28 protein-coding genes are annotated in these 25,390 nt (G+C 69.4%); 7 read left to right on the top strand and 21 right to left on the bottom strand.

Going from position 1 to position 25,390, the window contains the following annotated elements:
• Positions 1-42 precede the first annotated feature (42 nt).
• The 10 genes from LXT12_RS14240 to fliF all read right to left on the bottom strand — a co-directional run bounded on the left by LXT12_RS14240 (position 43) and on the right by fliF (position 9,780).
• Entirely contained in the window at positions 43-363 is a 321-nt protein-coding gene (locus LXT12_RS14240; RefSeq protein ID WP_233392844.1) for a FliO/MopB family protein, read from the bottom strand.
• A 164-nt stretch (positions 364-527) separates the two neighbouring features.
• Positions 528-977 carry a flagellar motor switch protein FliN gene (fliN, locus tag LXT12_RS14245; protein WP_233392845.1) on the bottom strand — a complete coding sequence of 150 codons (450 nt, stop codon included), beginning with the start codon at positions 975-977 and terminating at the stop codon, positions 528-530.
• The gene (fliM, locus tag LXT12_RS14250) at positions 967-1,971 is read right to left on the bottom strand and encodes a flagellar motor switch protein FliM (protein ID WP_233392846.1); all 1,005 of its coding nucleotides are present in this window, start codon (positions 1,969-1,971) and stop codon (positions 967-969) included. Before fliM ends, fliN begins: the two co-directional genes overlap by 11 nt.
• Positions 1,972-1,986: 15 nt before the next feature.
• Positions 1,987-2,592, bottom strand: coding sequence for a flagellar basal body-associated FliL family protein (locus LXT12_RS14255; RefSeq protein ID WP_233392847.1), 606 nt, complete (start codon positions 2,590-2,592; stop codon positions 1,987-1,989).
• A gap of 121 nt (positions 2,593-2,713) precedes the next feature.
• Positions 2,714-3,958 carry a flagellar hook-length control protein FliK gene (locus LXT12_RS14260; protein WP_233392848.1) on the bottom strand — a complete coding sequence of 415 codons (1,245 nt, stop codon included), beginning with the start codon at positions 3,956-3,958 and terminating at the stop codon, positions 2,714-2,716.
• A gap of 3 nt (positions 3,959-3,961) precedes the next feature.
• On the bottom strand, positions 3,962-4,417 hold the full coding sequence (fliJ, locus tag LXT12_RS14265) for a flagellar export protein FliJ (protein WP_233392849.1): 456 nt from the start codon (positions 4,415-4,417) through the stop codon (positions 3,962-3,964).
• A gap of 74 nt (positions 4,418-4,491) precedes the next feature.
• Positions 4,492-5,916 (bottom strand): flagellar protein export ATPase FliI, encoded by a 1,425-nt coding sequence (fliI, locus tag LXT12_RS14270; RefSeq protein ID WP_233392850.1) that lies wholly within the window; start codon positions 5,914-5,916, stop codon positions 4,492-4,494.
• 109 nt (positions 5,917-6,025) lie between these two features.
• Complete coding sequence (locus LXT12_RS14275) at positions 6,026-6,808, bottom strand: FliH/SctL family protein (RefSeq protein WP_233392851.1); 783 nt, start codon at positions 6,806-6,808, stop codon at positions 6,026-6,028.
• Positions 6,809-6,923: 115 nt separating this feature from the next.
• Entirely contained in the window at positions 6,924-7,919 is a 996-nt protein-coding gene (gene fliG, locus LXT12_RS14280) for a flagellar motor switch protein FliG (RefSeq protein WP_233392852.1), read from the bottom strand.
• Between the two features lie 166 nt (positions 7,920-8,085).
• Positions 8,086-9,780, bottom strand: a complete 1,695-nt coding sequence (fliF, locus tag LXT12_RS14285; RefSeq protein ID WP_233392853.1) for a flagellar basal-body MS-ring/collar protein FliF — start codon at positions 9,778-9,780, stop codon at positions 8,086-8,088.
• 147 nt (positions 9,781-9,927) lie between these two features.
• On the opposite strand from fliF, the gene fliE reads away from it, so the two are divergent.
• Positions 9,928-10,254 carry a flagellar hook-basal body complex protein FliE gene (fliE, locus tag LXT12_RS14290; RefSeq protein WP_233392854.1) on the top strand — a complete coding sequence of 109 codons (327 nt, stop codon included), beginning with the start codon at positions 9,928-9,930 and terminating at the stop codon, positions 10,252-10,254.
• Positions 10,255-10,414: 160 nt separating this feature from the next.
• On the opposite strand, the gene LXT12_RS26925 is transcribed toward fliE, so the two are convergent.
• The 8 genes from LXT12_RS26925 to LXT12_RS14330 all read right to left on the bottom strand — a co-directional run bounded on the left by LXT12_RS26925 (position 10,415) and on the right by LXT12_RS14330 (position 17,217).
• A complete protein-coding gene (locus LXT12_RS26925; protein ID WP_304622766.1) occupies positions 10,415-10,906 on the bottom strand; it encodes a pilus assembly FimT family protein in 492 nt (163 codons plus the stop codon).
• Complete coding sequence (locus tag LXT12_RS14300; protein ID WP_233392855.1) at positions 10,903-11,652, bottom strand: flagellar brake protein; 750 nt, start codon at positions 11,650-11,652, stop codon at positions 10,903-10,905. Before LXT12_RS14300 ends, LXT12_RS26925 begins: the two co-directional genes overlap by 4 nt.
• 50 nt (positions 11,653-11,702) lie before the next feature.
• Positions 11,703-12,002: a flagellar protein FliT gene (locus LXT12_RS14305; protein WP_233392856.1), complete on the bottom strand. Its 300-nt coding sequence runs from the start codon at positions 12,000-12,002 to the stop codon at positions 11,703-11,705.
• A gap of 50 nt (positions 12,003-12,052) precedes the next feature.
• On the bottom strand, positions 12,053-12,496 hold the full coding sequence (gene fliS, locus LXT12_RS14310; RefSeq protein ID WP_233392857.1) for a flagellar export chaperone FliS: 444 nt from the start codon (positions 12,494-12,496) through the stop codon (positions 12,053-12,055).
• A 178-nt stretch (positions 12,497-12,674) separates the two neighbouring features.
• Entirely contained in the window at positions 12,675-14,114 is a 1,440-nt protein-coding gene (gene fliD, locus LXT12_RS14315; protein ID WP_233392858.1) for a flagellar filament capping protein FliD, read from the bottom strand.
• A gap of 87 nt (positions 14,115-14,201) precedes the next feature.
• Positions 14,202-15,077, bottom strand: a complete 876-nt coding sequence (locus tag LXT12_RS14320) for a flagellin N-terminal helical domain-containing protein (protein WP_233392859.1) — start codon at positions 15,075-15,077, stop codon at positions 14,202-14,204.
• 171 nt (positions 15,078-15,248) lie between these two features.
• Entirely contained in the window at positions 15,249-16,118 is an 870-nt protein-coding gene (locus LXT12_RS14325) for a flagellin N-terminal helical domain-containing protein (RefSeq protein ID WP_233392860.1), read from the bottom strand.
• Between the two features lie 235 nt (positions 16,119-16,353).
• Complete coding sequence (locus LXT12_RS14330) at positions 16,354-17,217, bottom strand: flagellin N-terminal helical domain-containing protein (RefSeq protein WP_233392861.1); 864 nt, start codon at positions 17,215-17,217, stop codon at positions 16,354-16,356.
• 442 nt (positions 17,218-17,659) lie between these two features.
• On the opposite strand from LXT12_RS14330, the gene LXT12_RS14335 reads away from it, so the two are divergent.
• The 3 genes from LXT12_RS14335 to flhC all read left to right on the top strand — a co-directional run bounded on the left by LXT12_RS14335 (position 17,660) and on the right by flhC (position 19,530).
• Entirely contained in the window at positions 17,660-18,130 is a 471-nt protein-coding gene (locus LXT12_RS14335; protein WP_233392862.1) for a tetratricopeptide repeat protein, read from the top strand.
• Between the two features lie 493 nt (positions 18,131-18,623).
• Complete coding sequence (gene flhD / locus LXT12_RS14340; protein WP_233392863.1) at positions 18,624-18,944, top strand: flagellar transcriptional regulator FlhD; 321 nt, start codon at positions 18,624-18,626, stop codon at positions 18,942-18,944.
• Between the two features lie 49 nt (positions 18,945-18,993).
• Complete coding sequence (gene flhC / locus LXT12_RS14345; RefSeq protein WP_233392864.1) at positions 18,994-19,530, top strand: flagellar transcriptional regulator FlhC; 537 nt, start codon at positions 18,994-18,996, stop codon at positions 19,528-19,530.
• A gap of 31 nt (positions 19,531-19,561) precedes the next feature.
• Here flhC and LXT12_RS14350 read toward each other — a convergent pair whose 3' ends face one another.
• From LXT12_RS14350 to LXT12_RS14360, 3 genes are read right to left on the bottom strand one after another with little or no spacing between them, the layout of a single operon-like run.
• Positions 19,562-21,130, bottom strand: coding sequence for an O-linked N-acetylglucosamine transferase, SPINDLY family protein (locus LXT12_RS14350; protein WP_349255028.1), 1,569 nt, complete (start codon positions 21,128-21,130; stop codon positions 19,562-19,564).
• Positions 21,127-21,804, bottom strand: a complete 678-nt coding sequence (locus tag LXT12_RS14355) for a class I SAM-dependent methyltransferase (RefSeq protein ID WP_233392865.1) — start codon at positions 21,802-21,804, stop codon at positions 21,127-21,129. The genes LXT12_RS14350 and LXT12_RS14355 overlap by 4 nt, the downstream gene beginning before the upstream one ends.
• Positions 21,801-22,442, bottom strand: a complete 642-nt coding sequence (locus tag LXT12_RS14360; protein ID WP_233392866.1) for a glycosyltransferase family 32 protein — start codon at positions 22,440-22,442, stop codon at positions 21,801-21,803. The genes LXT12_RS14355 and LXT12_RS14360 overlap by 4 nt, the downstream gene beginning before the upstream one ends.
• Before the next feature lie 131 nt (positions 22,443-22,573).
• On the opposite strand from LXT12_RS14360, the gene LXT12_RS14365 reads away from it, so the two are divergent.
• From LXT12_RS14365 to motA, 3 genes are all read left to right on the top strand, one after another.
• Positions 22,574-23,638, top strand: a complete 1,065-nt coding sequence (locus LXT12_RS14365; protein WP_233392867.1) for a glycosyltransferase family 2 protein — start codon at positions 22,574-22,576, stop codon at positions 23,636-23,638.
• Complete coding sequence (locus LXT12_RS14370; protein ID WP_233392868.1) at positions 23,632-24,393, top strand: class I SAM-dependent methyltransferase; 762 nt, start codon at positions 23,632-23,634, stop codon at positions 24,391-24,393. The genes LXT12_RS14365 and LXT12_RS14370 overlap by 7 nt, the downstream gene beginning before the upstream one ends.
• A 91-nt stretch (positions 24,394-24,484) precedes the next feature.
• Complete coding sequence (gene motA / locus LXT12_RS14375; RefSeq protein WP_233392869.1) at positions 24,485-25,342, top strand: flagellar motor stator protein MotA; 858 nt, start codon at positions 24,485-24,487, stop codon at positions 25,340-25,342.
• Positions 25,343-25,390: the final 48 nt, after the last annotated feature.

The raw sequence follows: 25,390 nt of genomic DNA on the forward strand, positions 1-25,390 counted from the left end.
CGGACTCGCTCGCGTTCAGCTATGCGAGGGTGGGCGAGGGGCTCAAACATCCTGGCGCTCCTTCTTCAGGAAGCTCGAGAAGCTGGCCGGCGCGACCGGCTCGGCCTGGGGCGGCATGACGTGCAGAGTGCTGATGTTTTGCGCCGTGGCGCCCAGCACCAGCCAGCGGCGGTCGTCGCCCTGGCCGACCTCGACGACCAGCAGGCGTTGGTTGGGGGCCGTGGGCAGCTGGGCCACGACGCGCAATACGCCGGCCGCCGCCGCGCCGCCCATGGGCGTGCGCTTGAGCAGCCACAGCGCGACGGGGATCAGCGCGACGATGCCGAGGAACCAGAGAAACGGAAGCAGGCCGGTGGCGTTCATGCCTCGGCATTCTGCGGACGGACTTGAGCCGCCGAACCCCCTAAGTGGCAGGCAATGCAGCCTCTATTCAGAGCGACAAGAAATGCAACCACAGAGGCACGGAGGCACAGAGAACGAGTTCCTCTGAACTCCTCCGTGTCTCCGGGTTGCCTTTGATTCCGGCGTCATGCAGATTTGGACAAGCGGCGCATGCGTTCGGAAGGCGTGACGATGTCGGTCAGCCGGATGCCGAACTTGTCGTTCACCACCACCACCTCGCCCTGGGCGATGAGGTAGCCGTTGACCAGCACGTCCATGGGTTCGCCGGCCAGGGCGTCCAGCTCGACGACGGAGCCTTGCGCCAGCTGCAGGATGTTCTTGATCGGGATGCGGGTGCGGCCGAGCTCGACGGTCAGCTGGACGGGGATGTCCAGGATCATGTTGATGTCGCCCGCCGGGCCGCCCGCCGTCGTGGGCGTGAAGTTGGCGAAGCTGGGCGTGGACACCTGCTCGGGCGCCACCTCCTCGGCCACGGCGGTGCTGGCCGCGGGCGCGGCGGAGGCCTCGGCGAGTGCCGCGGCCCATTCGGCCGCCATCGCGTCCTGTTCTTCTTGGCTCGGGGAATCAGGGCTCATGTCGGGCTCCCAGCCAGCTCTCTTGCGAGCCGGTCAGCATCTTGTCGATCTTGAGGGCGTACTTGCCGTTGGAGGTGCCGTAGTGGCAGTCGAAGACGGGCACGCCGTCCACCTTGGCCTGCAGCAGGGGCTCCAGGTCCAGCTCGATGAAGTCGCCCGGCTTGAAGGCGAGCAACTGCTCCACCGTGGCCGGTGCGGTGCCCAGCTCGGCGACGAGTTCGACCTCGGCGGCCTGGATCTGCGTCTTCAGCAGGTTGATCCAGCGGCGGTCGGGCTCGGAGGAGTCGCCCTGCGTCGTGCTGTAGAGCACGTCGCGGATGGGCTCCAGCGTCGAGTAGGGAATGCAGAAGTAGATGGTGCCGCTGGTCTCGCCGATCTCCAGCGTGAACGAGGTCGAAACGACGATCTCGCTGGGCGTGGCGATGTTGGCGAACTGGGGCTGCATCTCCGAGCGCTGGTACTCCAGCTCCAGCGGATAGATGCCCTTCCAGGCCTTGTGGTACTCGGCGAGGATGACCTCGACGATGCGGGTGATGACGCGTTGCTCGGTGGGCGAGAAGTCGCGGCCCTCGATGCGGGCGTGGAACTTGCCGATGCCGCCGAACAGCGAGTCGATGACCGAGAACACCAGGGTCGGGTCGCAGACGATGAGGCCGCTGCCGCGCAGCGGCTTGACCGAGACGATGTTGAAGTTGGTCGGGACGACGATCTCGCGCAGGAAGGCGCTGTACTTCTGCACCTTGATGCCGCCGATGGCGACTTCGGGACTCTTGCGGATGAAGTTGAACAGGCCCACGCGGATGTTGCGCGCGAACCGCTCGTTGATGATCTCCATCGTGGGCATGCGCCCACGGACGATGCGTTCCTGGCTGGCGAGGTTGTACTCGCGTATGCCGCCGACCTGCTCCTCCTCGGCCTCGAGCTTCTGGCTCTCGCCGGTGATGCCCTGGAGCAGTGCATCGACTTCGTCTTGGGAAAGAATCTGCTGGTTCATGGCCGCAAATCCGGCTTACTGGACGATGAAGTTGGAGAAGAGCACCTGGGTGATCGGGTTCTCGACCGCCGCCTTCTTTTTCTTCTTTTTCTTCTTGGGTGCGTCGGAGGCAGCCGCGGCGGCCTCGTCCTCTTCGTCGTCGACCTCTATGCCCATGGGCCGCGCCGACTCGCGCATGATTTCACGCGCCAGCTTTTCCTTGCCCTCGCGCGTGAGCAGCTCCGCCGCCGTCTTGTGCGAGAGCACCATCAACACGTTGGAGCGGATGGCCGGCATGTAGGCCTTGATCTGGTCGGCCACCTTGGGGTCCTCGACCTGCAGCGTCACGCCGACCTGGGCGAAGCGGTCCACGTCCTTGTCGGCGAGGTTGACGGTGAAGGGGTCCAGCGGCACGAAGGTGGGCGGATGGTCGCTCTTGGCGTGGGCCTTGGGCTTGGCCGGCGCCTCGACGGCTTCTGTGCCGTCGTCGGCCTCTTCGTCGACGGGCTTCTTCTTCAGCAGCATCACGGCCGCGCCGCCGCCCACCAGCACCAGCAGCAGCACCGCCGCCAGGATGATGATCAGCTTCTTCTTGCCGCCCCCCTTGGGCGCGGCATCAACGGCAGCCGGCGCAGTCGCCATGAAAACTCCTTGAACGGTCTCCGCCCAGGCCATGGGCGGCTTTCGCTCCGATTATTGACCCGGGTCTTCCCTGGGATGTCCTGATTAGGTCGGGCCGGGCGTGGCTATTTCCGCTTCAGGCTCAGGCAAATGTGTCGAGAAGGCCGACGCTGCGCTTCGGGGCGCTCGCGGCGCCGCCGCCAGAGCCGCCGCCGGCGCGCGAGACGCCCGCCGTGCGGCTGCCGGCGGCTTCATCGCCGCCTCGGGCCTCGCCCTGGGCATCGCCGTCGCGCGGCGCCTGCTGGAAGACGCCACCGCCCGACAGCGTCAGTCCCTGGCCCTGCAGGGCGGCGGCCAGGTCGGGCAGGCTCTGCTCCAGGGCCTGGCGCGTCTCGGCCTGGGCGGCGTGGAAGGACACCTGGGCCTGCGAGCCGTCCACGACGATCTGCACGGCCACGGGCCCCATGTCGGCCGGATTGAGCTGGAGTTCGGCCTGCTGGATGCCGTCCACGGCCATCAGGCTGACACGGGCGCCGATCTCGGGGGCGAAGGTGCTGCCGTGCAGGGGGGCCTGGATGTGGGCATGGGCGGCAACCGGAGCGTCGGCCGCGCCGGGCGCCGTGGCGGTCGACCCCGGCAGGGCCTGGGCCAGCGCGGCGGCAAAGCTGGGTGGCGCGGCGTCGGCGCCCGCATGGGCCGGGGCAGCCGGGCCCGCGGCCGAGGTCAGCGACTCGGTGGCGGCGCGGGCGCTGGCCTTGTCGGCCTGCAGTTCCGCCGTCCTGGCGCGCGGAGCCTCGCCGGCTTCGGCGGCGGCCCGGCCGTCGACTGCGCTGCCCGCCGTCCCGGCGACCGCTGCGTTCGCACGGCCGCCGGCGCGGGCCGTCGTCTCGTCCTCGTCGGGGGCCGCCTTGGCATGGGCGCGGTGGCCGGCATGGGCCGCGGCGCCCGCCTCGGGTGGCGCCGTCGGGGCGGCTTGCGGGTTCAGGCCCAGCAGTTGCGTGAATTCCTTGAGTTCCGGCGTGTCGGGCCCGTCTTCGCCATCGTCCTTGCCATCGGCGCGGGCGGTGGCGGTGGCCTCAGGCGCGTCGCTGGCGTCGGCCTTGGCCTCGGCCGGCTTGGCCTGGCCTTGCGGCGCAGGCGTCTTGGCCGGCGGGTTGGGCTTGGCGGGCGCCGGGGCGGCGCGGCGGGCGGCCTGGGTGTCGGCGGGGCTGGCCGGCTCCGCGTCATGCGGCGCGGCTTCGGCCGGCGCCGGCGTGGCCTGGCGGGTCAGGAATTGGGCGAAGCTCGGTCCGGCGGGGGCGTTGGCGGCATTGGCCGTCGGCGTGGGTGGCGCGGCCGGGGGCAGGGCGGCCGGCTTGGGGGCGATGGTCTGGGAACTGGCGAGCATGGCTTAGGCGTGGGCGGTGCGGCGCAGGTGGGCGCGGGCGGCGAATTCGTCGGCGGCGCGCTGCTCGCGGCGCTGGGCCACCTTGGCGGCCTCGGCCTGGCGGCGGGCGATCAGCTGGCGCAGGGCGGCGACGCGCAGCTCGGCCTGGCGCAGGGCGTCGCGGGCGCGCACCTGGCGCTGGTCGGCATGGCTGGCGACGTGGCCCTGGGTGTCGACGGCCTGGTCCAGCCGCTGGCCGAAGCTCTGGTAGCAGGCCACGATGTCCATGGTGGCCGCGCGCGTGAACTGCTGCGTCCAGCGCTGCTGGTATTCCTGCCGGTAGCCGGCCAGCTGGCCGTGCTGGCTGCGGGCCGCCTCGGCCTGGGCGCTGGCGGCATGCAGGGCGCGTGCCGCGGCGTCGCGTTCGCTCTCGGCCCGCTCGAGCAGCAGGACCAGGGTGTCGGTGGCGGATGCACTCATCGAATAAAACTCCAGCGCGGCACATGGCCCACGGCCACGCGCTCAATCGATATCGGCGGGCGCCGGCCTCGGGTTTAGGCGCCCTGGACCACGGCCTGCAATTGGCTGACGCTGGCGTGAAGAAGTGCCGGGCTGTGCATGTCCTGCTGCAGCAGCCGCGTCATGTCGGCATGCAGGCGCACGGCCAGGTCCAGCTCGGGGTCGCTGCCCGGGGCATAGGCGCCGAGCTGGATCAGGTCGCGGGCCTTGTTGTATTTCGCCAGAAGCTGGCGGAAGCGACGCGCGGAATCGACCTGGTTTTGGGGTGCAACACTGGTCATCACCCGTGAGATGGAGCGCTCGATGTCGATGGCGGGGTAGTGGCCGGCCTCGGCCAGCTCGCGCGAGAGCACGATGTGGCCGTCCAGGATGCCGCGGGCTGCGTCGGCGATGGGGTCCTGGGGGTCGTCCCCCTCGGTCAGCACGGTGTAGAAGGCCGTGATCGAGCCCTCGCCCGGCAGTCCGTTGCCGCTGCGCTCCACCAGCTGGGGCAGCTTGGCAAAGCAGCTCGGGGGGTAGCCCTTGGTGGCCGGCGGTTCGCCGATGGCCAGGGCGATCTCGCGCTGGGCCATGGCGTAGCGGGTGAGGCTGTCCATCAGCAGCAGCACGTGGCGGCCCTGGTCGCGGAAGTACTCCGCGATGGCGGTGGCGTAGTGCGCGCCCTGCATGCGCATCAGCGGCGGCGCGTCGGCCGGCGCGGCGACGACGACGCTGCGACGCAGGCCCTCCTCGCCGAGGATGTCCTCGATGAACTCCTTGACCTCGCGGCCGCGCTCGCCGATCAGGCCGACCACGATGACGTCGGCCTGGGTGTAGCGGGCCATCATGCCGAGCAGTACCGACTTGCCGACGCCGGTGCCGGCGAACAGCCCCAGGCGCTGGCCGCGCCCGACGGTGAGCAGGGCGTTGATGGCCCGAACGCCGGTGTCCAGCGGCGTGCGCACGGGGTCGCGGTCCATCGCGTTGATGGGGCGGCGCACCATGGGCTCGTTGTGGATGCGGGTCAGCTCGCCGCGGCGGTCGATGGGGTGGCCGTGGGGGTCGACGACGCGGCCGAGCAGCCCGTCGCCCATGGGCAGGTGCAGGCCGCGGTCCTCGCCGCGGCGCCAGGGATGCAGCGGCGCCCCCAGCTGCGGGGCCAGCGGTGGCAGGTGGCGGGGCACGACGGTGGCGCCGCTGGACAGTCCTTGCACCTCGTCGGTGGGCATGAGGTAGGCGCGGTCGCCGGAGAAGCCGACGACCTCGGCGTTGACAGGCGCCATGCCGCGACGCGGCGCGTTGCCGGTGCTCGGCATCTGGATACGGCAGACGGAGCCCAGCGGCACCTTGATGCCGGTGGCCTCCAGCACCAGGCCGGCCACGCGCACGAGCTTGCCCTGGGACTCCAGCGGCGCGGGATTGCTGGCCAGCGTTTCCAGGTCGGCGAGGTAACGCTGCCAGCGGGTGGTGCGCTGGGTCACGGCGCCACTCCGCCGAATTCAGACACAGCCACAGAGGCACAGAGGCACAGAGAGAGCCGGATGGTGCTGCCTCTGAGTCTCCGTGCCTCTGTGGCCTTGTTTTTGGATTTCACTCGTCCACCTCGCGGCGGTCTTCCCAGATCGACTGCTGGCCGATGGCCGAGACCGCCTGCTGCCAGCGCGCGGCGATGGTCGCATCGACGCTGGCGATGTCGGCATCGACCTTGACGCCGCCGCGCGCCACCTCCGCATCGGGAATGAGCTGGGCCTCGCGGGCCTTGAGTTCGCTGCCGGCGCCCTCCTGCACCAGCGGGTAGTCGTCGGGATGCACGCGCACGCGCACGTGGCGGGCCGACAGCTGCAGGGCCTCGACGGCATCGTGGGCCACGCGGGCGACCAGCTCCGGGCGCTGCTCGAGCTCGCTGCGCACCACCTGGCGGGCCAACTCGACGGCGATGCGGGCGACGGACTGGGCCATCTCGCCCTCGAGGGCCTGCAGTTCGGTATCGAAGTTCTTCACCAGCTGCCCGACCTGGGCGCTGATCTGCTGGGCAAAGCTGTGCTTGAACGCATCGAGCGCGGCCATGCCGTCGCGGTAGCCGTCCTGGTAACCGCTTTGCCGCGCGGCATGCAGCAGCTCCTGGAGGTCGGGCTCCGGCGGAGGGGGCGGCTGCACCGGTGCCGCCGCCGCGGCCGGTGGCGGCGCGGGCGGCCCGCCCGGACGCATGGGCGCGAAAGGGCCGGCGGGTGCGGCGCCGCCGAGGTTGTCGAGGTTCCAGGCGCGCGCGCCCTGGAGTTCTTCACCGGGGATGAAGCGGGCATAACTGCCCCGCCGCTCGCCTTCGCGGCGCTCGGGCGGGGGGACTTGCCGGGGCGGTGGTCTGGTTGCCATGGCGATTCAAACGCAACCACAGAGACACAGAGGCACGGAGAAATCCAAAACCATGACTTTGGGCTGCTTCTCTGTGGCTCTGTGCCTCTGTGGTTGCATTTCCTTAACCGCCGTTCTACACGAACTGATCGTCGCCGCCGCCGGCCAGGACGATCTGGCCCTCGTCGACGAGGCGTCGCACGATCTTGAGCATTTCCTTCTGCTCGGCCTCGACCTCGGACAGCCGCACCGGACCGCGCGACTCCAGGTCCTCGCGCAGGGTCTCGGCCGCACGGGTGGACATGTTGCGGAAGATCTTCTCGCGCAGTTCGACGCTGGCGCCCTTGAGGGCCACCACGAGGCTTTCGCTCTGCACTTCCTTGAGCATGGCCTGGACACCCTTGTCGTCGATCTTGTTCACGTCGTCGAAGGTGAACATGTTGTCCATGATCTTCTGCGCCAGGTCGGCATCGGCCTCGCGGATGTAGTCCAGCACCGAGGCCTCGACGCTGGAGCCCATCATGTTGATGATCTCCGCCGCCGTCTTGGCGCCGCCCAGCGAGCTCTTCTTCATGCGCTCGCCGCCGGCCAGGATCTGGCTCATGACCTCGTTGAGGTCTTTCAGCGCCGTGGGCTGGATGCCGTCCAGCGTGGCGATGCGGATCAGCACCTCGTTGCGCCCGCGCTCGGGGAAGAGCTTGAGCACCTGGCTGGTCTGGTCGAAGTCGAGGTGGGCGAGGATGGCCGCGATGATCTGCGGGTGCTCGTTGCGCAGCAGCTCGGCCACGCTGGCGGCGTCCATCCACTTCAGGCTCTCGATGGACGAGACGTCGCTGCCCTGCAGGATGCGGTCGAGCAGCAGGTTGGCCTTGTCCTCGCCGAGGGCCTTGCGCAGCACGGCGCGCACGTACTCGTCGGTGTCGGTGACCAGGGTGTGGTGGGTGTCGGCGATGTTGTCGAACTTGTCGAGCACCTGCTCGACCTGGGCGCGCTTGATGACCTTGAGCTTGGCGATGGTCTCGCCCAGCGCCTGCACTTCCTTGGGCGACAGATGCTTGAAGACCTCGCTGGCTTCTTCCTCGCCCAGCGACATCAACAGGATTGCGGCGTTCTCGATGCCTTTGTCGTCCATGGTCAAACCTCAAACACCCGAAGCGTAGTCCCATGCCTTGCGGGACGAGCGCCGGGCCGCTCCCAAGCCGGCCCGCCATGGCGATGTGCTTGCCGGTCAACCCGGCAAGCATCGCCGTCCCCTCGGGGGACCGGCCAAGGTACTCCTTGGACGAGGGGCTTCATGTTCAGCTGGCCGTCTCGCCGGCCATCCAGTCGCGCACGATATTCGCAACCGCCACCGGATTGTCGCGGGCCAGGGCGCGGGCACGGTCCAATTTCTCGCTGTGCACCGGGGCTTCCAGGCGCGGCATGCCGTCGGCGGTGGGCAGCAGCTCGGCGTCGTCCACGACCTCGCTCACCGATTCCTTGGGCTCCTCGGGCTTGGCGGGCGCGGCGGCCTTGATGGCCGGGCGGATCATGCCGAAGACGGCGATCAGGGCTATGGCCACGAAGGCCAGCGGCACGATGGCGCTGCGGGCGACGTCGATGAGCCAGGGCTGCTTCCACAGCGGCAGGTCGGCCGGCTCGTTCTTGTCGACGACGAAGGGGGCGCTGATGACCTTGACTGAGTCGCCGCGCTCGGCGCTGAAGCCCAGGGCCTCCTTGACGAGGTCGGTCAGGCGGGTGATCTCCTCCGCCGACACCGGCTGGCTGGTGGTCTTGCCCTTGGCGTCGGTCACCTGGCGCTGGTTGACGACGACGGCGGCGTTCAGCCGCTTGACGCTGCCGACCGCGCCGCGGGTCACGCGCACGGTCTTGTCCAGCTCGTAGTTGGTGACCTGTTCGCGGCGGCTGCTGGCATTGCCGGCGCCGCCCTGGGCAGGCTGCAGCGGGGCGCTCGCGCCGTTGACCGGCGCCGTGGCCGGCACGGGCGGCTGGTTGCTGGCGGCGCCGGGCACCCCCGTGGGCAGGGCGGGGTTGCTGTTGGTCTGCTCGTTGCTCTGGCTGGAGCGCACGGCGGCCTGGGCGTTGGGGCCCTGGTTGGGGCGGTATTCCTCGGCCGTCGCCTCGGTCTGGGAGAAGTCCACGTCTGCCGTCACCGTCGAGCGCAGGTTGTCGCGGCCGACGACGGGCTCCAGCAGCTCGAAGATGCGCTTGTTGTAGCCGGCCTCGACCTGCTGCTTGTACTGCAGCTGCTGGCCGTCCAGCCCGGTGGCGCCGTCGGACGGCGCCTGGGAGATCAGGGCGCCGGTCTGGTCGAGCACGCTGACGGCCTTGGGCGAGAGTTCCGGCACGCTGGAGGAGACCAGGTGGACGATGCCGGCGATCTGGCTGCGGTCCAGGGTGCGGCCACCGCGCAGCGTCAGCATCACGGAGGCGCTCGGCTTCTGCTGTTCGCGGAAAAAGCCGTTCTGCTGCGGGATGGCCAGGTGCACGCGGGCGTCGGCCACGTCGGACATGGCGGTGATGGTGCGGGTCAGTTCGCCCTCGAGGGCGCGCTGGAAGTTCAAGCGCTCGGCGAACTGGGTCTGGCCGATGGAGGACTTGTCCATCAGCTCGAAGCCGGCGGCATTGCCGTTGCCACCCTTGGGCAGGCCCATGGCCGCGAGCTTCATGCGCAGCTCGTAGACCTGGTTGGCCGGCACGAGGATGGTGCCGCCGCCTTCGTGCTTGTAGGGCACCTGCATGGCCGAGAGCTGGCCGATGATGGCGCCGCCGTCCTTGTCGGCCAGGCCCGAGAACAGCGGGCGGTAGTCGCCCTGGCTGGACCACAGCGTGATGGCCAGCACGGCGCCGGCCAGGGCCAGCAGGCCGGCGCCCATGGTCAGCTTGCTGCGCAACGGCAGGCCGTTCAGGCGCTGCACGAAATTCGGCGCGGCTTCGGCCGGCGAAACCATCATCGGCGCGGTGGCGGCGGGGGCGCTCAGGGCGTTGTCCATCGGGGAGGCAGGGGGCACGGAGGGTCGGGGATCGACCGATGGCGCAAATTATTCGTGGCGCCACCCTCAAGAAAGCGCCGAAGTGGCCGATGCTGCCCGCCCATCTCCGGGCTTCGTGCGCGTGACTTGCTGCCAAAGTGCCGACCCATGGACATGAAGCTGCGCCCCTTCGATTTCGCCCAGGCCGCCGCCCGCGCGGGGCTGAGCGTCAGCGGCCAGCCCTTGTCCGCCAAGCCGGCGGCCACCTCGGGCGCGAGCTTCGGCGACGCCATGGCCCAGGCGCTCAAGGGCGTCAGCGCCCAGCAGAACGAGGCGGCGAGGCTGCAGCGCGAGGTGCAGCTCGACAACCCGACCGTCAGCCTCGAGGAGACCATGGTGGCCATGCAGAAGGCCCAGATCGGCTTCCAGGCGACGCTGCAGGTGCGCAACCGGCTGGTCTCGGCCTACTCCGAAATCATGAACATGCAAGTGTGACGAGCCCCTCGCCCAGCCCGGCCGCTGCACGCGTGCCGGTCTGGTCGGTCCCCCTGGGGGACGGCGATGCTCGCGGCATCGAGCCGCTCGCACATCGCCAGGCGGGCCGGCTTGGGGCGGCCCGGCGCTCGGCCCGAACACCGTGGCGGCTTCGGGCCGGTCAACAACTTCCCTTGCGCGCGTCGGTGCCGCAGATGGCGGGCCGGCCGAGGGGGTTGAGGTCGATGTGCAGCTGCTGGTTGCGCTCGTTGGAGATGCCGATGCGGGACCAGCCCAGCGCCCGGCCGAGGCCGGCTTCGAAGGTGATGCCCTGGCCGGATTGCAGCAGCATGCCCTTGTGGTCGCGCGACGTGACGCCGCCGAGTTCGCAGCGCGGCTGGGCGGTGGCGCAGTCGCAGGGCGCCTGGCGGCTGGCGCCCCAGCACCACTGCGGGCCGCTGTGGAAACTGACGTGGACGTTGCGACCTTCGTTGACGCTCAGCTCCCGCGCGCGGCGCAGGTCCAGCTCCAGCAGTTCGGCGACGTGGCGCAGCCGCTGGCGGGCGAGATAACTCGCATAGGTCGGCACGGCCACGGCCAGGATGATGCCGACGATGGCCAGCGTGACGGCCACCTCGATCAAGGTGAAGCCTCGCGCGCGGGCGGCCTTCATGGGTCGAGCTTGAGCAGCCGGCGGCGCTTTTGCGTCTGATCCACATAGACCTGCAGGGCGCGCGTGGCGGTGGAGTCGAGATCGATGAAGGCGCAGCCGAGCTGCAGCGTGCCGCCAGGCTCAGGCGCGGAGCCGGAGATGGGGCTGGCGTGGTGGGGCAGCAGGGCGATGCGCAGGGCGGTGATGCGATCCAGCTCCAGCACCAGGCCGTCCAGCGGCTGCCCGACCGGCAGTGCCGCTTCGGCGGCGGGGTCGGCCGGCAGGGCCAGCGCCAGGCCGCCGATGCTGATGTCCAGCACGCGCAGCGCGCGGCCGGGGGCGCTGCCGCCGGGCAGGACGACGCGCGGGTAGATGCTGCCGGCCGGCTGCACGCGGAAGGATTGGCGGCGCTGGAAGCGGTAGAGCCGGGTCGGCACCCGGCTGCGCAGCACGGTGCCCTGCTCGCCGCTGACGAGGACGGCATCGTCCAGTTCGAATTGCAGCTTGATGGCGCCGAGGTAGGCCACGGCGGTGATCTCACCGCTGGCCACCAGCGCTTCGCTGGCGCCTTCGGGGTCGGCACCGACCTCGAGACCGAGCACGTCGGCCGCGGCGTCCAGCGTGGTGATGCGGCTGGCCAGACTCCAGCGCGGCGGGCCGTTGAGGAGGATGTTGGCGTTCTCGCGCTGCAACTGCTGCAGATAGGCCACCACTTCGGCGGCAGCGGTGACGCGGAACTCCTCGGAGGCGGCTTCGGTCGCGGACATGGCCCGCATGGTAATCCGCTTAGGAGCGGCGGTCCGAAGCCGGGGGAGGGTCAGTGCACCATCCGGCTCTTGCCCTTGAACACGTGGTCGAGGTCTTCCAGCCAGGGCTCGGCCAGGTGGCGGATCTCGGCGTCGTTGACGAGGATGCGCTGCATGATGCGCGTCTTCAGCGCGGACTCGTTCGGCGCGAGCTGCTGCTGGTGGGCGGCGGCCTTGAGCTGCGAGATCAGCAGCACGCAGGCACCTTCGAGCTTCACGACTTCGTCCCAGTTGCCCGTGCGGGCCGCCGACAGCATGTCGGCGCTGGCCTGTTCGATGGCCTCGTAGTAGTTGAGCAGTTCGGAGTTCATTGCGGGGTCACCGGTGATCTTGCGGAATGGGGGCGGCGCTGGGCCGGCGTTCAGGCGGCGCGCGGCACGTTCTGGGCCTGGCCCGCCTGGGCGGCGGGCGTGCCGGCGATGGCCATCCAGGCCTCGCGCACGGGGGTCAGCAGGCGCTGGCATTCCTCGACGGCGGCGAGGTCGCTGTGCAGGTTGGCTTGCGTCAGGCGCGTGCAGACGTAGCCGTAGAGCTCGCGCAGGTCGGCGGCCAGCTGGCCGGCGGACAGGTCCAGCCCGGCGCGCAGGCCTTCGTCGAGGATGCGCACGGCGCGGCTCAGCGAGCGCCCCTTGAGTTCGACGTTCTGCGCCTGGATGGCGACGCAGGCCTGGTTCATCGCATCGAAGACGCCGTCGAACAGCATGGCCACGAGGCGGTGCGGGCTGGCGGCCTGCACGTCGGTCTCGAGGCCGACCTTGGCGTAGAGGTTGGCGCGTTGGTTGCGTGCTGCGAAGGGGGAGGACATGTTGCCGTACATGTTGGGGGCCTGAGGCGTCGTCGTTGTTGACTGTTTTTCGGCCTGTGCCTCGCGGACTTGAGCCGTCAGGTCCCGGAAGATGGCTGGACTGTGAGCTTATTTGTCGCGACTGCAAAGAAAAAGGGCGACCCCTGGGGTCGCCCGCCTGCCTGCCGCCACCGGCCGCTCACTTGTTCAGCGAGGCCAGCTGCTGGGTGAGGTAGTTGGAAAGGCTGCTGAACTGGCTCATCTTGGTGTCTAGGGCCGAGTACTGGGCGCGCAGCCGGGTCTCGGTCGAGGAGGCGCGCAGGTTCAGGTCGTCGACGCGCTTGTTGTTGTTGTCGATCTCGCCCTGGATGCCCTTCTGGCGGCTGGAGACACTGCCGTCCACGCTCAGGGCCTGGTCGACGAGGTTGCGGATCTGCGTGGCGAAGCCGCTGTTGCCGTCGTTGGTGTTGTCCACGGCCATGAAGAACTGCTTGAGGTCGGCCAGGTTGGACATGGCCTTGTCGAGCTTGGCGCCGGCCGTCGGCAGGTTGCCGTCGGAGCCGGGCGCCAGGCCGATGTCTGCCAGGCGGTGCAGGCTGGTGCTCAGCGAGGTGCTGCCGCCGGCGATGCCGCGCAGGCGGTTGTTCAGCCCCACGGCGGTGGAGTCGCCCTGCAGCGGCGCGGCCGTCTTGCTTGCTGCGTCGTACTTGGTCTGGTTGCGCAGCAGCTGGTTGACGGCGTTGTAGGCGGTCGTGAAATCGCTGACCGCCTTCTTGATCGCATCGGCGTCCTGGCTGACGCTGATGTTGACCGGCGGCGTCGTCCTCAGCAGCGTGATGTTCAGGCCGTCGATGGCGGAAGCCAGCAGATTGCTTTCGGAGCTGATCGGCAGGCCGTTGAGGATGGCCCGGGCATTGGCGGCCGGCAGGCTCAGCGACATCTGGCTGACCGAGTTGCTCGGGTCGTAGGCGAGCTGGGACAGCCCGGACGCGTCGCCGCCGTTGCCGTCGGCATCGTTGACCGTCACGCGGAAGGCATTGGTCTCACCGGTGTTGCGGGAGGTCAGGGTCAGCCGCGAGCCGGTCGCGTCCGTGACGATGGCGGCGGTGACGCCGGCACCCGAGGCATTGATCTGGTCGCGGATCTGGCCGAGCTGGTCCTGGCCGGGGCCGATGGTGATGGTGACGGGCGTGGCGTCGGGCTTGGACGTGAAGCTGGTGACGCCATTGGTGTCGGTGGCCCAACTGCCCAGCTCGATGGTCATGGAGCCCTGGCCGACGGTGGCGGTGCTGCTCGTGAAGGTCGAGGAGGCCAGGGTCTGGGCCGCGGCGAGCTGGCTGACGCTGATGGAGACGTTGCCGATGGCCGCGCCCGTCGAGGCACTGGCCGTGATGGCCGTGGCGTCGCTGGACGTCGTCTTGGTGCCGGCCCAGGTGTCGGGGTTGGTCAGCTTGGCCGCCGCGTCACGCAGGGTGGACAGCGTGCTCTGGATCTGGCCGTAGGTCGACAGCTGGGTCTTGAGACCGTCGGTCTTCTTGTTGAGGTTGTTGATGGGCTGCTGCTCGACCGCCATCAACTTGGTGATGATGGATTCGACGTCGAGACCGCTTCCGATACCGAGGGATGTGATGGTGGCCATGGGTCAGCAATGCAAAAAAGGCCGATATGCCAAGGCGATATCGGCCAGTGTGCGCCGGAACTTGAGGCCCCGGTTACAAATTTCTCATCACTTGAGCAGCTGCAGCACCTGCTGGGGCAACTGGTTGGCCTGGGCCACCATCGCGTTGCCGGCCTGCTGCAGGATCTGCGCCCGGCTCATGTTGGCGGTTTCCTGGGCGAAGTCGGCGTCCATGATGCGGCTGCGGGCGGCCGTCTGGTTCTCGACGGCGACCTGCAGGTTGGAGATCACGGCATCGAAGCGCGACTGGATGGCGCCGTAGGTGGCACGGGTGTTGTTCACCGCGTCCAGGGCCGTGTCGATGTTGTTGATGACGGTGCCCAGGGCGGCGAAGTCGGCCGTGTTGTCGATCAGCGCGGGGAAGGGCGTCGTGCCGGTGCCCAGCAGGGCCGTGACGGCCGGGTCCTGCGTCAGGTCCAGGGCCGTGACGGTGATGGAGTCGTTGGCCGTGGTGTTGGCGCCGATCTGGAAGGTCTGGCCGGTGCCCGCCGCCACGCCGGCCGTGTCGGCCAGGATGGGCTTGCTGTTGAAGGTCGTCGCGTTGACGATGCGCCAGATTTCGGAGCCGAGCTGCTCGAACTCCTTGTTCAGCGAGTCCTTGTCGGAGCTGCTGTTGGTGGCGTTGCGGGCCTGCACCGTCAGCTCACGCATGCGCTGCAGGTTGTCGCCGATCTTGCCGAGCGCGCCTTCAGCGGTCTGCGCCAGCGAGATGCCGTCGTTCGCGTTGCGGATCGCGACGTTCATGCCGCGAACCTGGGTGTTCATCCGCTCGGCGATGGCCAGGCCCGCCGCGTCGTCCTTGGCGGAATTCACCCGCAGGCCGGACGACAGGCGCTGCATCGACGTCGCGAGCGAACTCTGCGAGGCGTTCAGATTGCGCTGGGCGTTCAGCGAGTTGATGTTGGTGTTGATGGTTTGGGGCATCGCGCACTCCTGGGGTCAGTCGCCGAGCCGGCTCTAAATGCCAGACTCGATGGACCGAATTCTGCGGATGCGCTGCCGTCCCAAAAGCCCGATCAAGGGCCCAAACCACGGCTATTCAAAGGCTCCGCGCCGCCACCTCCCGGTGCGCGGCGCGGGGGCTGCCCGGCGGCTTCAGCCGCCGCGCAGCAGGGCCAGCACTTGCTGGGGCAGCTGGTTGGCCTGGGCCACCATGGTGTTGCCGGCCTGCTGCAGGATCTGGGCGCGGCTCAGGTTGGCCGTTTCCTGGGCGAAGTCGGCATCCATGATGCGGCTTCGCGAGGCGCTCTGGTTCTCGACGGCTACCTGCAGGTTGGAGATGACGGCGTCGAAGCGGTTCTGCGAGGCGCCCAGGGTGGCCCGTTCGCCGTTGACCTTGTCCAGCGCCGTGTCGATGTTGGTGATGACCGTGTCGATCGTCGTGCCGGTGGCGGTGTTGTCGATGACAGCCCGGCCGGCGCCGGTGTTGTCCGTGCCGGCGACGGTCGTGATTTCCGTCGCGGTCGTCATGTTGCTCGTGACGATGTCGATGCGGTCGTTGGCGGTGGTGTTGGCGCCGACCTGGAAGGTCTGGGTGCCCGACTCGGTGGCCAGCACGGCCTTGCCGTTGAAGGTGGTGCCGCCCAGCACGCGCTGGATTTCCTTGGCGAGCTCGCCGAACTCCTTGTCGAGGGAGTCCTTGTCGGCGCTGGTGTTGGTGGCATTGCGCGACTGCACGGCCAGCTCACGCATGCGCTGCAGGGCGTCGCCGACCTTGGCGAGGGCGCCTTCGGCCGTCTGCGCCAGCGAGATGCCGTCGTTGGAGTTGCGGATGGCGACCTGCGAGCCGCGCACCTGCGCATTCATGCGTTCGGCGATGGCGAGGCCGGCCGCATCGTCCTTGGCGGAGTTCACGCGCAGGCCTGAGGACAGGCGCTGCATGGACACGGCCAGGGACGACTGTGACATCGCCGTGTTGCGCTGGGCATTCAGCGAGGCGAGGTTGGTGTTGATGACTTGGGGCATGACTCAATCCTTTCGTTGACGAGGGCGTCTGGTACGTAGTCCTCGAGTGAATCGCGAACCCGTTGAGATGCTTATCGTCGGCACGATGGATTGACTTGAATCCTTTTTTCACACGGCGCCTAAAAAACGCCCCCCGCGCTGGCGGGGTGGCGTTCAAGGTGCTTGTGCTGGTGGCGTGAGGGTGACCGTCTTCGCAGTGGACGCTTCACTCAGGGCCAGCGGTGCTGGCCCGGCTTCATCGAAGCAAGGACAGGACTTGCGACGGAATCTGATTCGCCTGGGCGATCATCGCGTTGCCTGCCTGCTGGAGGATGTTGGCTCGGGAGAGGTTGGCCGTTTCCTGGGCGAAGTCGGCGTCGGTGATGCGGCTCTTGGCGGCGCTCTGGTTCTCCACCGAGATCTGCAGGTTGGAGATGACCTGGTCCATGCGGTTCTGGGCGGCACCCAGCGTGGCGCGCTCGGAGCTGACCTTGTTGATGGCGGTGTCGATGTTGGAGATGACGCCGTCGATCGTCGTGCCGGTCGCGGTGTTGTCGATCACGGCACGGCCTGCACCGGTGTTGTCGGTGCCGGCCACGGTCGTGATTTCCGTCGCGGTCGTCATGTTCGAGGTGGCGACGTCGATGCGGTCGTTGCTCGTCACGTTGGCGCCGACCTGGAAGGTCTGGGTGCCCGAGTCGGTGGACAGGATGGCGCGGCCGTTGAAGGTCGTGCCGCCCAGCACGCGCTGGATTTCCTTGGACAGTTCGCCGAACTCCTTGTCCAGCGAGTCCTTGTCGGCGCTGGTGTTGGTGGCGTTGCGGGCCTGGACGGCCAGCTCGCGCATGCGCTGCAGCGAGTCGTTCACCTTGGCCAGCGCGCCTTCAGCCGTCTGCGACAGCGAGATGCCGTCGTTGGCGTTGCGGATGGCGACGTTGGAGCCGCGCACCTGGGCGTTCAGGCGCTCGGAGATGGCCAGGCCGGCGGCGTCGTCCTTGGCGGAGTTGACGCGCAGACCCGAGGACAGGCGCTGCAGCGAGGTGGCCAGCGACGACTGCGAGGCCGAAGTGTTGCGCTGCGCATTGAGCGACAGCAGATTGGTGTTGATGACAGAGGCCATGATGCGCTTCCTTTCAGCTTGAGATACCCGGCAATAGCGCCGGACGAAGACCCGAGTGCCCGGGTGCGGCACCCGTGCTGCTCCATCGAGCGCACCCTGCGGTGCGCCCTCCTGAGCGACGCCCGACGCCAGTCAACCGTTGAAGCCCGTGACGCCACCTGTGAACGGCGTCACACCACCTCGGCCTTCCAGCCGGACCACGAACCCGTTTGGCGAGTGCGTTGAGTTGGCTATCGGTGCGCGGGGGAAGTTTCTTTAGCCCGATTTGTCAAGGCCGTGATCTTTTGAATAAAAGGCGATGCAGGTGCTTGTTCGTCGGATCGGCCGCCGGCCGGGAAAGCGGCCCGCAAAGCCCCGGCTTTTCGCGGGATCGCCGGCCGGGGTGCTTCCTAAAGTGCGCTCCAACCCGGCCGAACCCCTGCGCCGGAACGAAAGCCCCGCCATGCGCGCTTCATCGACCGCCCAACGCACGACCTCCCGCAACGGCCACCGTCCCGTCGCGGTCCCGGCCAACGACCCGGCGATGCTGCTGGCCCGCGCCCGCAACGCCGCCTACGCGGAAGCCGCCAAGGGCAACCTCGGCGGCGGCCTGGGCGTGCTGTACGACGCATTGCAGGGCGAGCCCATGAGCCACGACCTGCTGTCTGACATGGCGGCCCTGCTGCTGGCCGCCGGCCGGCTGGAGCATGCCGCGGCTTATGCCGACCGTGCGCTGCAGGCGCGCACCCAGCACGGCCCCAGCCTCTACACCCTGGCCTTCGCCCTTTCGGGGCTGGGCCAGACGGACCGCGCCATCGGCGTGCTGACGGAACTGCAGAGCGGCGCCGGCCGCGACAGCCTGCAGGCCGAGGCGCCGGAACTGGTGCCCGTCGCCATGATCGAGCTCGAGCGGCTCAAGCGCGCCCGCGCCTGACACGGCCCGCCCTCCTCCCTCACGGGGCCCCGCCAGCGCAAGCTGCCGGGGCCCCGGTGCTAGCTAGTCCACTGCGTCGGGGAAATGGCACCCCCGTGAGGTCCCAAGCCGGCCCAATCAAGGCGCGAGGCGCAGCCGGGGTCGGGCCCCGGCGAGGCCGAGTAACGCCGAGTGGGCCGGCTTGGGACCTCACCCTGCGGGCCGGGGCGTAAAGGCAGGCATTCAGCGTTGCTCGTCGTTGTGGGTCCCGACCCACGGCCTCCTCGCGCCTTGCCTGCCTGCCTTTACGCCCCGGCGGGGGTGTCATTTCCCCGACGCAGTGGACTAGTGAGCGGCGCCTGCCCGACGCGCGTGTAGGAATTTCGCTGACAAGGCCTGCTCCGAAAGTGGACGCCGCGCACCGACAGAACCTGATATCGAAGAAGAAGAGGGGTCAACACAATCCGTTTCACTGATCCGCAACGCCCCTCTACCTCTGAAACGGAAGCCCGCCATGAACGCCGACCAAATGCTCGCCGAGATCCGTGAAGCCAACCTGTCCTACCTGATGCTGGCCCAGAGCCTGATCCGCGCCGACCGCGAGCAGGCCCTGTATCGCCTAGGCATCAGCGAAGACACGGCGACCCTGATCTCCACGCTGAGCCCGGCACAGATCATGAAGATCGCTTCCGGCAACACGCTGCTGTGCGCCTTCCGCATGAGCGACGACCTGGTGTGGGGCCTGCTGACCAACCACAGCAAGCCGGGTGCGAACGAGAGCGTCAGCCGCCTGCACGCTTCCATCCTGATGGCCGGCCGCCACGAGCACGCCTGACCTTCCGCCCCCTTCGCTGCCAATTCAGTCACAGATTCCGGAGCCCGCCATGCGCGTCAAGAGCATCCTCACCGAAGCCAGGCAGATCGAGCGTGCCGTCCAGCTGATCCACCTCGGGGCCCGCCTGCAGGTGCTGGAGTCCGAGACCGACCTGTCCTACGAGCGCCTGCTGCGCCTGTACAAGGAGGTGAGCGGCAAGTCGCCCTCCAAAGGCCAGTTGCCCTTCTCGACGGACTGGTTCATGACCTGGCAGCCCAACATCCACGCCAGCCTCTTCCTGAACATCCACGAGTACCTGAACAAGGCCGCGGAGATGGACGAGATCGACACCGTCATCAAGGCCTACCAGCTCTACCAGGAGCAGACCCAGGCCCAGGGCCTGGAGGCGATGTTGTCGGTGACGCGGGCCTGGCGCCTGGTGAAGTTCGTCGACAACGGCATGCTGACGCTGACCAAGTGCTCCAAGTGCAACGGCCAGTTCGTCACCCACCCGCACGAGATCGCACGCCACTTCGTCTGCGGCCTGTGCAACCCGCCCGCTCGCGCCGGCAAGGGCCGCGCCCAGGGCTCCATCCAGATGCATTGATCGGCAGGCCGGGGCCAGGCCCCGCCCTGGATCAGGCCGGCAAGGCGGCCGGCGGCAGGCCCTGGAGGGCCCGCTCCCACATGCGCTGGTACAGCGCCTCCAGCTCGCGCGCGAAGCGCGGGGTGTCGTAGAGCCCCTCGGGGCGCGAGGCGATGCGCTCGTGCAGGGCCCGCCTTTCGGCGCCGTCGCGCCCAAGCGCGCACACCCGCTCCACATAGGCCCCGGCATCCAGGGTGACGCAGCTCTGCAGGCCCGCGGCGGCGAGGATGCTGGCCGCCACCCGGCCGGGGAAGCCGTTCGTCTTCAGGGTCACGACCGGCACGCCGGCCGCCAGCGCGTCGCTGGTAGTGGTGTGGCCGTTGCAGGGCCAGCTGTCGAGGGCGAGGTCGGCTTGTTGCAGGCGCGCGAGGTGTTCGTCCATGCCCACCGGCGGCATGAAGACGAGGCGCCCGGGCTCGATGCCGGCCTGGGCCGCGGCGTCGCGCAGCCGTGCGTCGGCCTGGTCGCCGCCGCTGAGCTGCCAGAGCTGGGCCTCGGGCAGGCGGCGCAGCACCTCCATCCAGGCGGCCCACAGCGGCGGCGTGATCTTGTACACGGCGTTGGCGCCCAGCAGCACCAGGGCGTGGTCCCGCAGGCCGAGCTGGGCGCGCGAGGGCGCGGCTCCCGGGCGGCGTTGGCGGTCCTGCGGCTGATAGCAGCGGGGCAGCTGGGCGATGCATTCGCTGTAGTCGGCGGCGTCGCCCAGCGGCGTGACGACGGGGTCGCCGATGACGTAGTCCACATAGCCTGCGCCGCTGGTGCCCGGGAAGCCCAGCCAGCTCACCTGCACCGGCGCCGGCCGGCAGGCGAGGGCGGCCAGGCGGCTGCCGGCCGTGTGGCCCTTCAGGTCGACGAGGATGTCGATGCCGTCCGCACGGATGCGCTGCGCCGTGGCGGCGAGGTCGAGCGGCGTCACGTCGACGAAGTGCTCGGCCGCCCCGCGCACGCGCTGCCGCAGAGCCGAGCCGTCGTCGGGGCCATGGGAGTACAGCCGCACGTCGAAACGATCGCGGTTGTGGCTTTCCAGCAGGTCCGCCATCAGCGCGGCCGTGGCATGGGCGTGGAAGTCGGCCGACAGGTAGCCGACGCGCAGGCGCTGGCGTGCCTCGGGCCGGCGCGGCGGCAGCGGGCGCAGGCCCCGGGCCACGTGGCGACTGGCCAGCCCGGCGGCCTGCTTCAGTTCCTGGCGGCTGTGTGGCAGGCCCACCAGGGCGAAGGGCATGCCGAATTCGTCGTCGGCGCCCGCCGGCTTGGCAGCGAGGGCGGCGCGCAGGGCGGCGAGGTCGGCATCGAGCTGGGTCCAGTCCGCCGCCTTTTGCGTGGCATGGACGAGGTAGCCCTGGGCCATGACGCTGCCGGGCTCCAGCAGCGCGGGCGTGCGGAAAGCCTCGGCCGCCTGGCTGTGCAGGCCCAGGGCCTGGAGGGCGAAGCCGAGCTGGAGGTAGGTGTCCACCTCGGTGGGCGCGAGGGCCAGGGCCTGCAGCAGCAGGTCCACCGCCTCGGCGGCGCGGCCGGCATGGCGCAGCGCCTCGGCCTGGCGGCGCAGGGCGGCGGGCGTCACTCGGCGGCCGCTCCGGCCTCGGGCCGGCTGGCCACGGCCAGCAGCGAGATGCCGTTGAAGAAGAACATGCCGTCGATCTGCCAGGGCGTGTACTTGCGGATCACATTGGAGAGCGTGAACGGCGTGTACCAGCAGTTGTGGTCGGGGTGCACGACCTCGACGAAGGTCTGGGCGCCGCTGTTGTAGTCGAAGTGGCGGCGGAAGCACGAGTAGGCGTCGGGCACCGTGATGAGGTACTGCGAGGCGCCCAGGGCGTCGAGCTGGCGCAGGAAGCCCTGCACGTCGGGCACGTGCTCCATCACCTCCGGCACCAGCACGGTGTCGTAGGGGCCCTGCACGTCGGCCCAGTCGCTGTAGAGCCGGCCTTTCAAGTGCGGGCGCATCAGTTCGAAGGCTTCGCCATGGATGTCGAAGCCGTCGAGCTCGCAGTGGGCATCCAGCTGCAGGTGCAGGGAGCGCTTGAGGTCGGTGATGGGCCAGTCCACGCAGCCCACGTGCAGCACGCGCCGGCCCTCGCACAGGGCCACGAAAGCGTCCAGCCGCGGCACGCCGACGAAGTCCTCGCCGACCTTGACCTTCTGCACGAAGTAGCGCTGGTGGGCGTATTCCAGCGGCGAGACCGGCAGGTCGGCCGCGTCCTTGCGCTCGGCGGCGAGTACGGGTTGGGTGCTCATGCGACCTTCCTCTTGTGCAGTTCGTCGTACTTGCCCAGCGTGCTGCCCCATTCCTGGCCGGCGAACACGCTGCCGCCGCCGCTGTATTCCAGGCCGGTGAAGTGGCGCGGGATGAAGAAGTGGCTGGGCCAGATCGTCAGGCCCGTGTAGCGCTGCAGGCGCACTTCCTCGGTCAGGAACAGCGGGCCCACGCTCTGCCAGGCCATGCGGTCGACGACGGTGGGCATCTTCTGCAGGTCCAGGATCATCTGGCCGAAGAAGGGGTTCTCCGGGATGGAGGCGACATAGCCCGCGGCGATCAGCCCCGGGCGCACCAGCTCGTTCTCCCACGAGGCGCAGGCCTCGCCCTCGAAGAGCCAGGGCTCCAGCGGGCGCCGGCAGATGCTGTCGGCGTCGACCACGAAGCCGCCCTCGTGATAGAGGATCTCCCAGCGCATCAGGTCGGCCACGCCGTTGAGCTCGCGCCCGGCCATCTCGCGCATGTGGCGCGCATTGATCCAGCCATAGTTGGCCAGGTCGTCATTGCCCCAGACGCGCAGCGTCCAGTCCGGGTTGTGGCGGCGCCAGGTGTCGATGCAGTTGTCGGGGCGCTTGGATTCGTCGCCGACCCAGATCACATGCAGTGTGCGGGGGATCATGGGGAGCCTCGCGGGCTGTGGAGGAGGTTGGCACTCTAGGTCTCGCGCGCGGGCTCCGATGCGCCGTGAAGCGGGGAAAAACCGGTCCTGACCTGCCTTCACGGCCGGGCGGGCATGCGGACAATCGCGCCATGAACGCTGCCGCCCCGCCGTGCCGCCTGGCCCTCGTCGTGATCGCGCGCGACGAGGCGGCCCGCATCGCGCGGCTGCTGGACAGCGTGCGGCCCTGGGTCGACGAGATGCTGGTGCTGGACACTGGTTCGGTGGACGACACGACGGCCGTGGCAGCCGCCCACGGGGCGAGGGTCGAGCGCTTCGACTGGTGCGACGACTTCGCCGCCGCCCGCAACCGTGCCCTAGACCTGGCCGGCGCCGACTGGCACCTGGTGCTGGACGCCGACGAGTGGCTCATCTCCGGCGGCGAAGCCCTGCGGGCGCTGCGCGGGACGCCGCCCGGCTTCGTCGGGGCCCTGCAGCTGCGCGACCGCTTTGACCTCGCCGCGGACCGGGCCGGCGAAGCCATCGCCTGGCTCAGCCGGGTGCTGCCCGGCGCGGTGCGCTACGCCGGCCGCGTGCACGAGCAGCCCCGCCACGCGCTGCCGGTGCGCCGGCTGCCCCTGGTGGTGGGCCATGACGGCTACGTGGCCGAGCGGCTGGCCGGCAAGCGGGGCCGCAACCGCCGCCTGCTGGAGCGCGCCCTGGCCGAGACGCCCGGTGACGCCTATCTCTGGTACCAGCTCGGCAAGGACTGCGCCGTCTACGACGAGCACGAGGCCGCCGAGGCCGGCTTCGCCCGCGCCTGCGAACTGCCCGGCGCCGCGGCGTCGCCCTGGTGGATGGACCTGGTGGCGCGCCGCCTCTTCGCGCTCAAGTGCCTGGGCAGGCATGCCGACGCCATGGACTTCGCACAGTCGCAGATGGCCGCGGGCGACGAGTCGCCCGACTTCTTCTTCGCCCTCGGCGACCTGCTGCTGGACCTGGCCGCCAGCCAGCCGGCACAGGCCGGCGAACTGCTGCCGATGATCGAGGCGGCCTGGCGCCGCTGCCTGGCGCTGGGCGAGCGGCCCGACCAGCCCGGCGCCGTGGCCGGCCGCGGCAGCTTCCTGGCCGCGCACAACCTGGCCGTGGTGCTGGAAGGCACCGGCCGCCCCGACGAGGCCGCCGCCCTGCGGGCCGCCCACCCCGCGCCGTGTTGAAGCGGCTCGCCACGGCCTGGCCGCTGTCGGCGCTGTGGGTGTGGGTGGCCGCCTGGATCGCCCATGCGGCGCTGCTGGGCTGGGGGCGCGAGGCCGCGCTCATCGGCGGCATGCTGGTGGGCGCCGGGCTGGCGCTGCTGCATCCGCAGCGCTGGCGCCGCCTGATCGCCGCCCTCGGCTTCCCGGTCTCGGCCCTGGTCCTCGGTCTGGGCGGGCAGGGCGGGGCGCCGGGCGTGGTGTGGCTGCTGCCCCTGGCCTTGCTTTGGTGGCTCTACCCGCGCCGCAGCTGGAGCGAAGCGCCCATCTTTCCGACACCGCGCGGTGCGCTTGAGCAGCTCTCCAGCCTTGCGCCGCTGCCGCCCGGCGCCCGGGTGCTGGATGCCGGCTGCGGCGCGGGCGACGGCCTGCGTGAGCTGCAGCGCGCCTATCCGCAGGCGCGGGTGGAGGGCGTGGAGTGGAGCCGGCCGCTCGCCCTGCTGGCGCGCTGGCGGGCCCGCGGCGCCAGCGTCCGCCGTGGTGACCTCTGGGCCGACGACTGGGGGGGCTTCGCCCTCGTCTATGTCTTCCAGCGGCCCGAATCCATGCCCCGCGTCTGGGCCAAGGCCTGTGCGGAGTTCACGGCCGGCGCTTGGCTGGTGAGCCTGGATTTCGCCGTGCCCGGCGTGGAGCCCGTGACCAGCTGGCGCCTGGGCAACGGCCAGTTCGTGTGGCTTTACCGCCCTGGGCGGTTTGCTGCGTCAAATCCCGCCAATTGAAGGCTTCGCCCCGGGGGCTGCACGGCATACTTTCCTCAAGCCCCCCCGGCATCGGGCCGATATGGCCTGAACACCCTCAACTCGTTCACTCATGTTCGTCATCATCGGCTGGGCCGTCTCCATGGCCTGCATCTTCGGCGTGTTCATCGCCCACGGCGGGAACATCGGCGTCGTCCTGCACGCCTTGCCCTTCGAGATGATCACCATCTTCGGTGCGGCCCTGGGCGCCTTCCTGGCCAACAACCAGATGAAGGTCGTGAAGGCGACGGCGGCGGGCCTGGGTCAGTGCTTCAAGGGCAGCAAGTACAGCAAGGCCCGCTACATGGAGCTGCTGGCGCTGATGTACGACATCCTGCAGAAGGCCCGCAAGGAAGGCCTGATGTCCATCGAGAAGGACGTCGAGGACCCGCACAGCAGCCCGCTGTTCCAGAAGTACGCGACGGTGGGCAACGACCACCACGTCACCGAGTTCATCACCGACTACCTGCGCATGATGGTGTCGGGCAACCTGAACGCCCACGAGATCGAGTCGCTGATGGACAGCGAGATCGAGACCCACCACCAGGAAGAGCACGCCGCCGTGGCCGCGCTGCAGCGCCTGGCCGGCGGCCTGCCGGCCTTCGGTATCGTGGCCGCCGTGCTGGGCGTGGTGAACACCATGGGCTCGGTTGGCCAGCCGCCGGCCGTGCTGGGCGGCATGATCGGCTCGGCCCTCGTCGGCACCTTCCTCGGCATCCTGCTGGCCTACGGCTTCGCCGAGCCGCTGGCGGGCCTGCTGGAGCAGAAGGTCGAGGACGCCGGCAAGGAATTCCAGTGCATCAAGACCACGCTGCTGGCCAGCATGCAGGGCTACGCCCCGCAGGTGGCCATCGAGTTCGGCCGCAAGGTGCTGTTCTCGGGCGACCGGCCGACCTTCGTCGAGCTCGAGAGTCACGTGAAGAAGAAGTGATGCGCGCCATCGCCCAAGCAATACGGCCACAGAGGCACAGAGGCACAG

The organism is Pelomonas caseinilytica (genome assembly GCF_021353235.1).
In the GTDB taxonomy this organism is placed as follows: domain Bacteria; phylum Pseudomonadota; class Gammaproteobacteria; order Burkholderiales; family Burkholderiaceae_C; genus Pelomonas; species Pelomonas caseinilytica.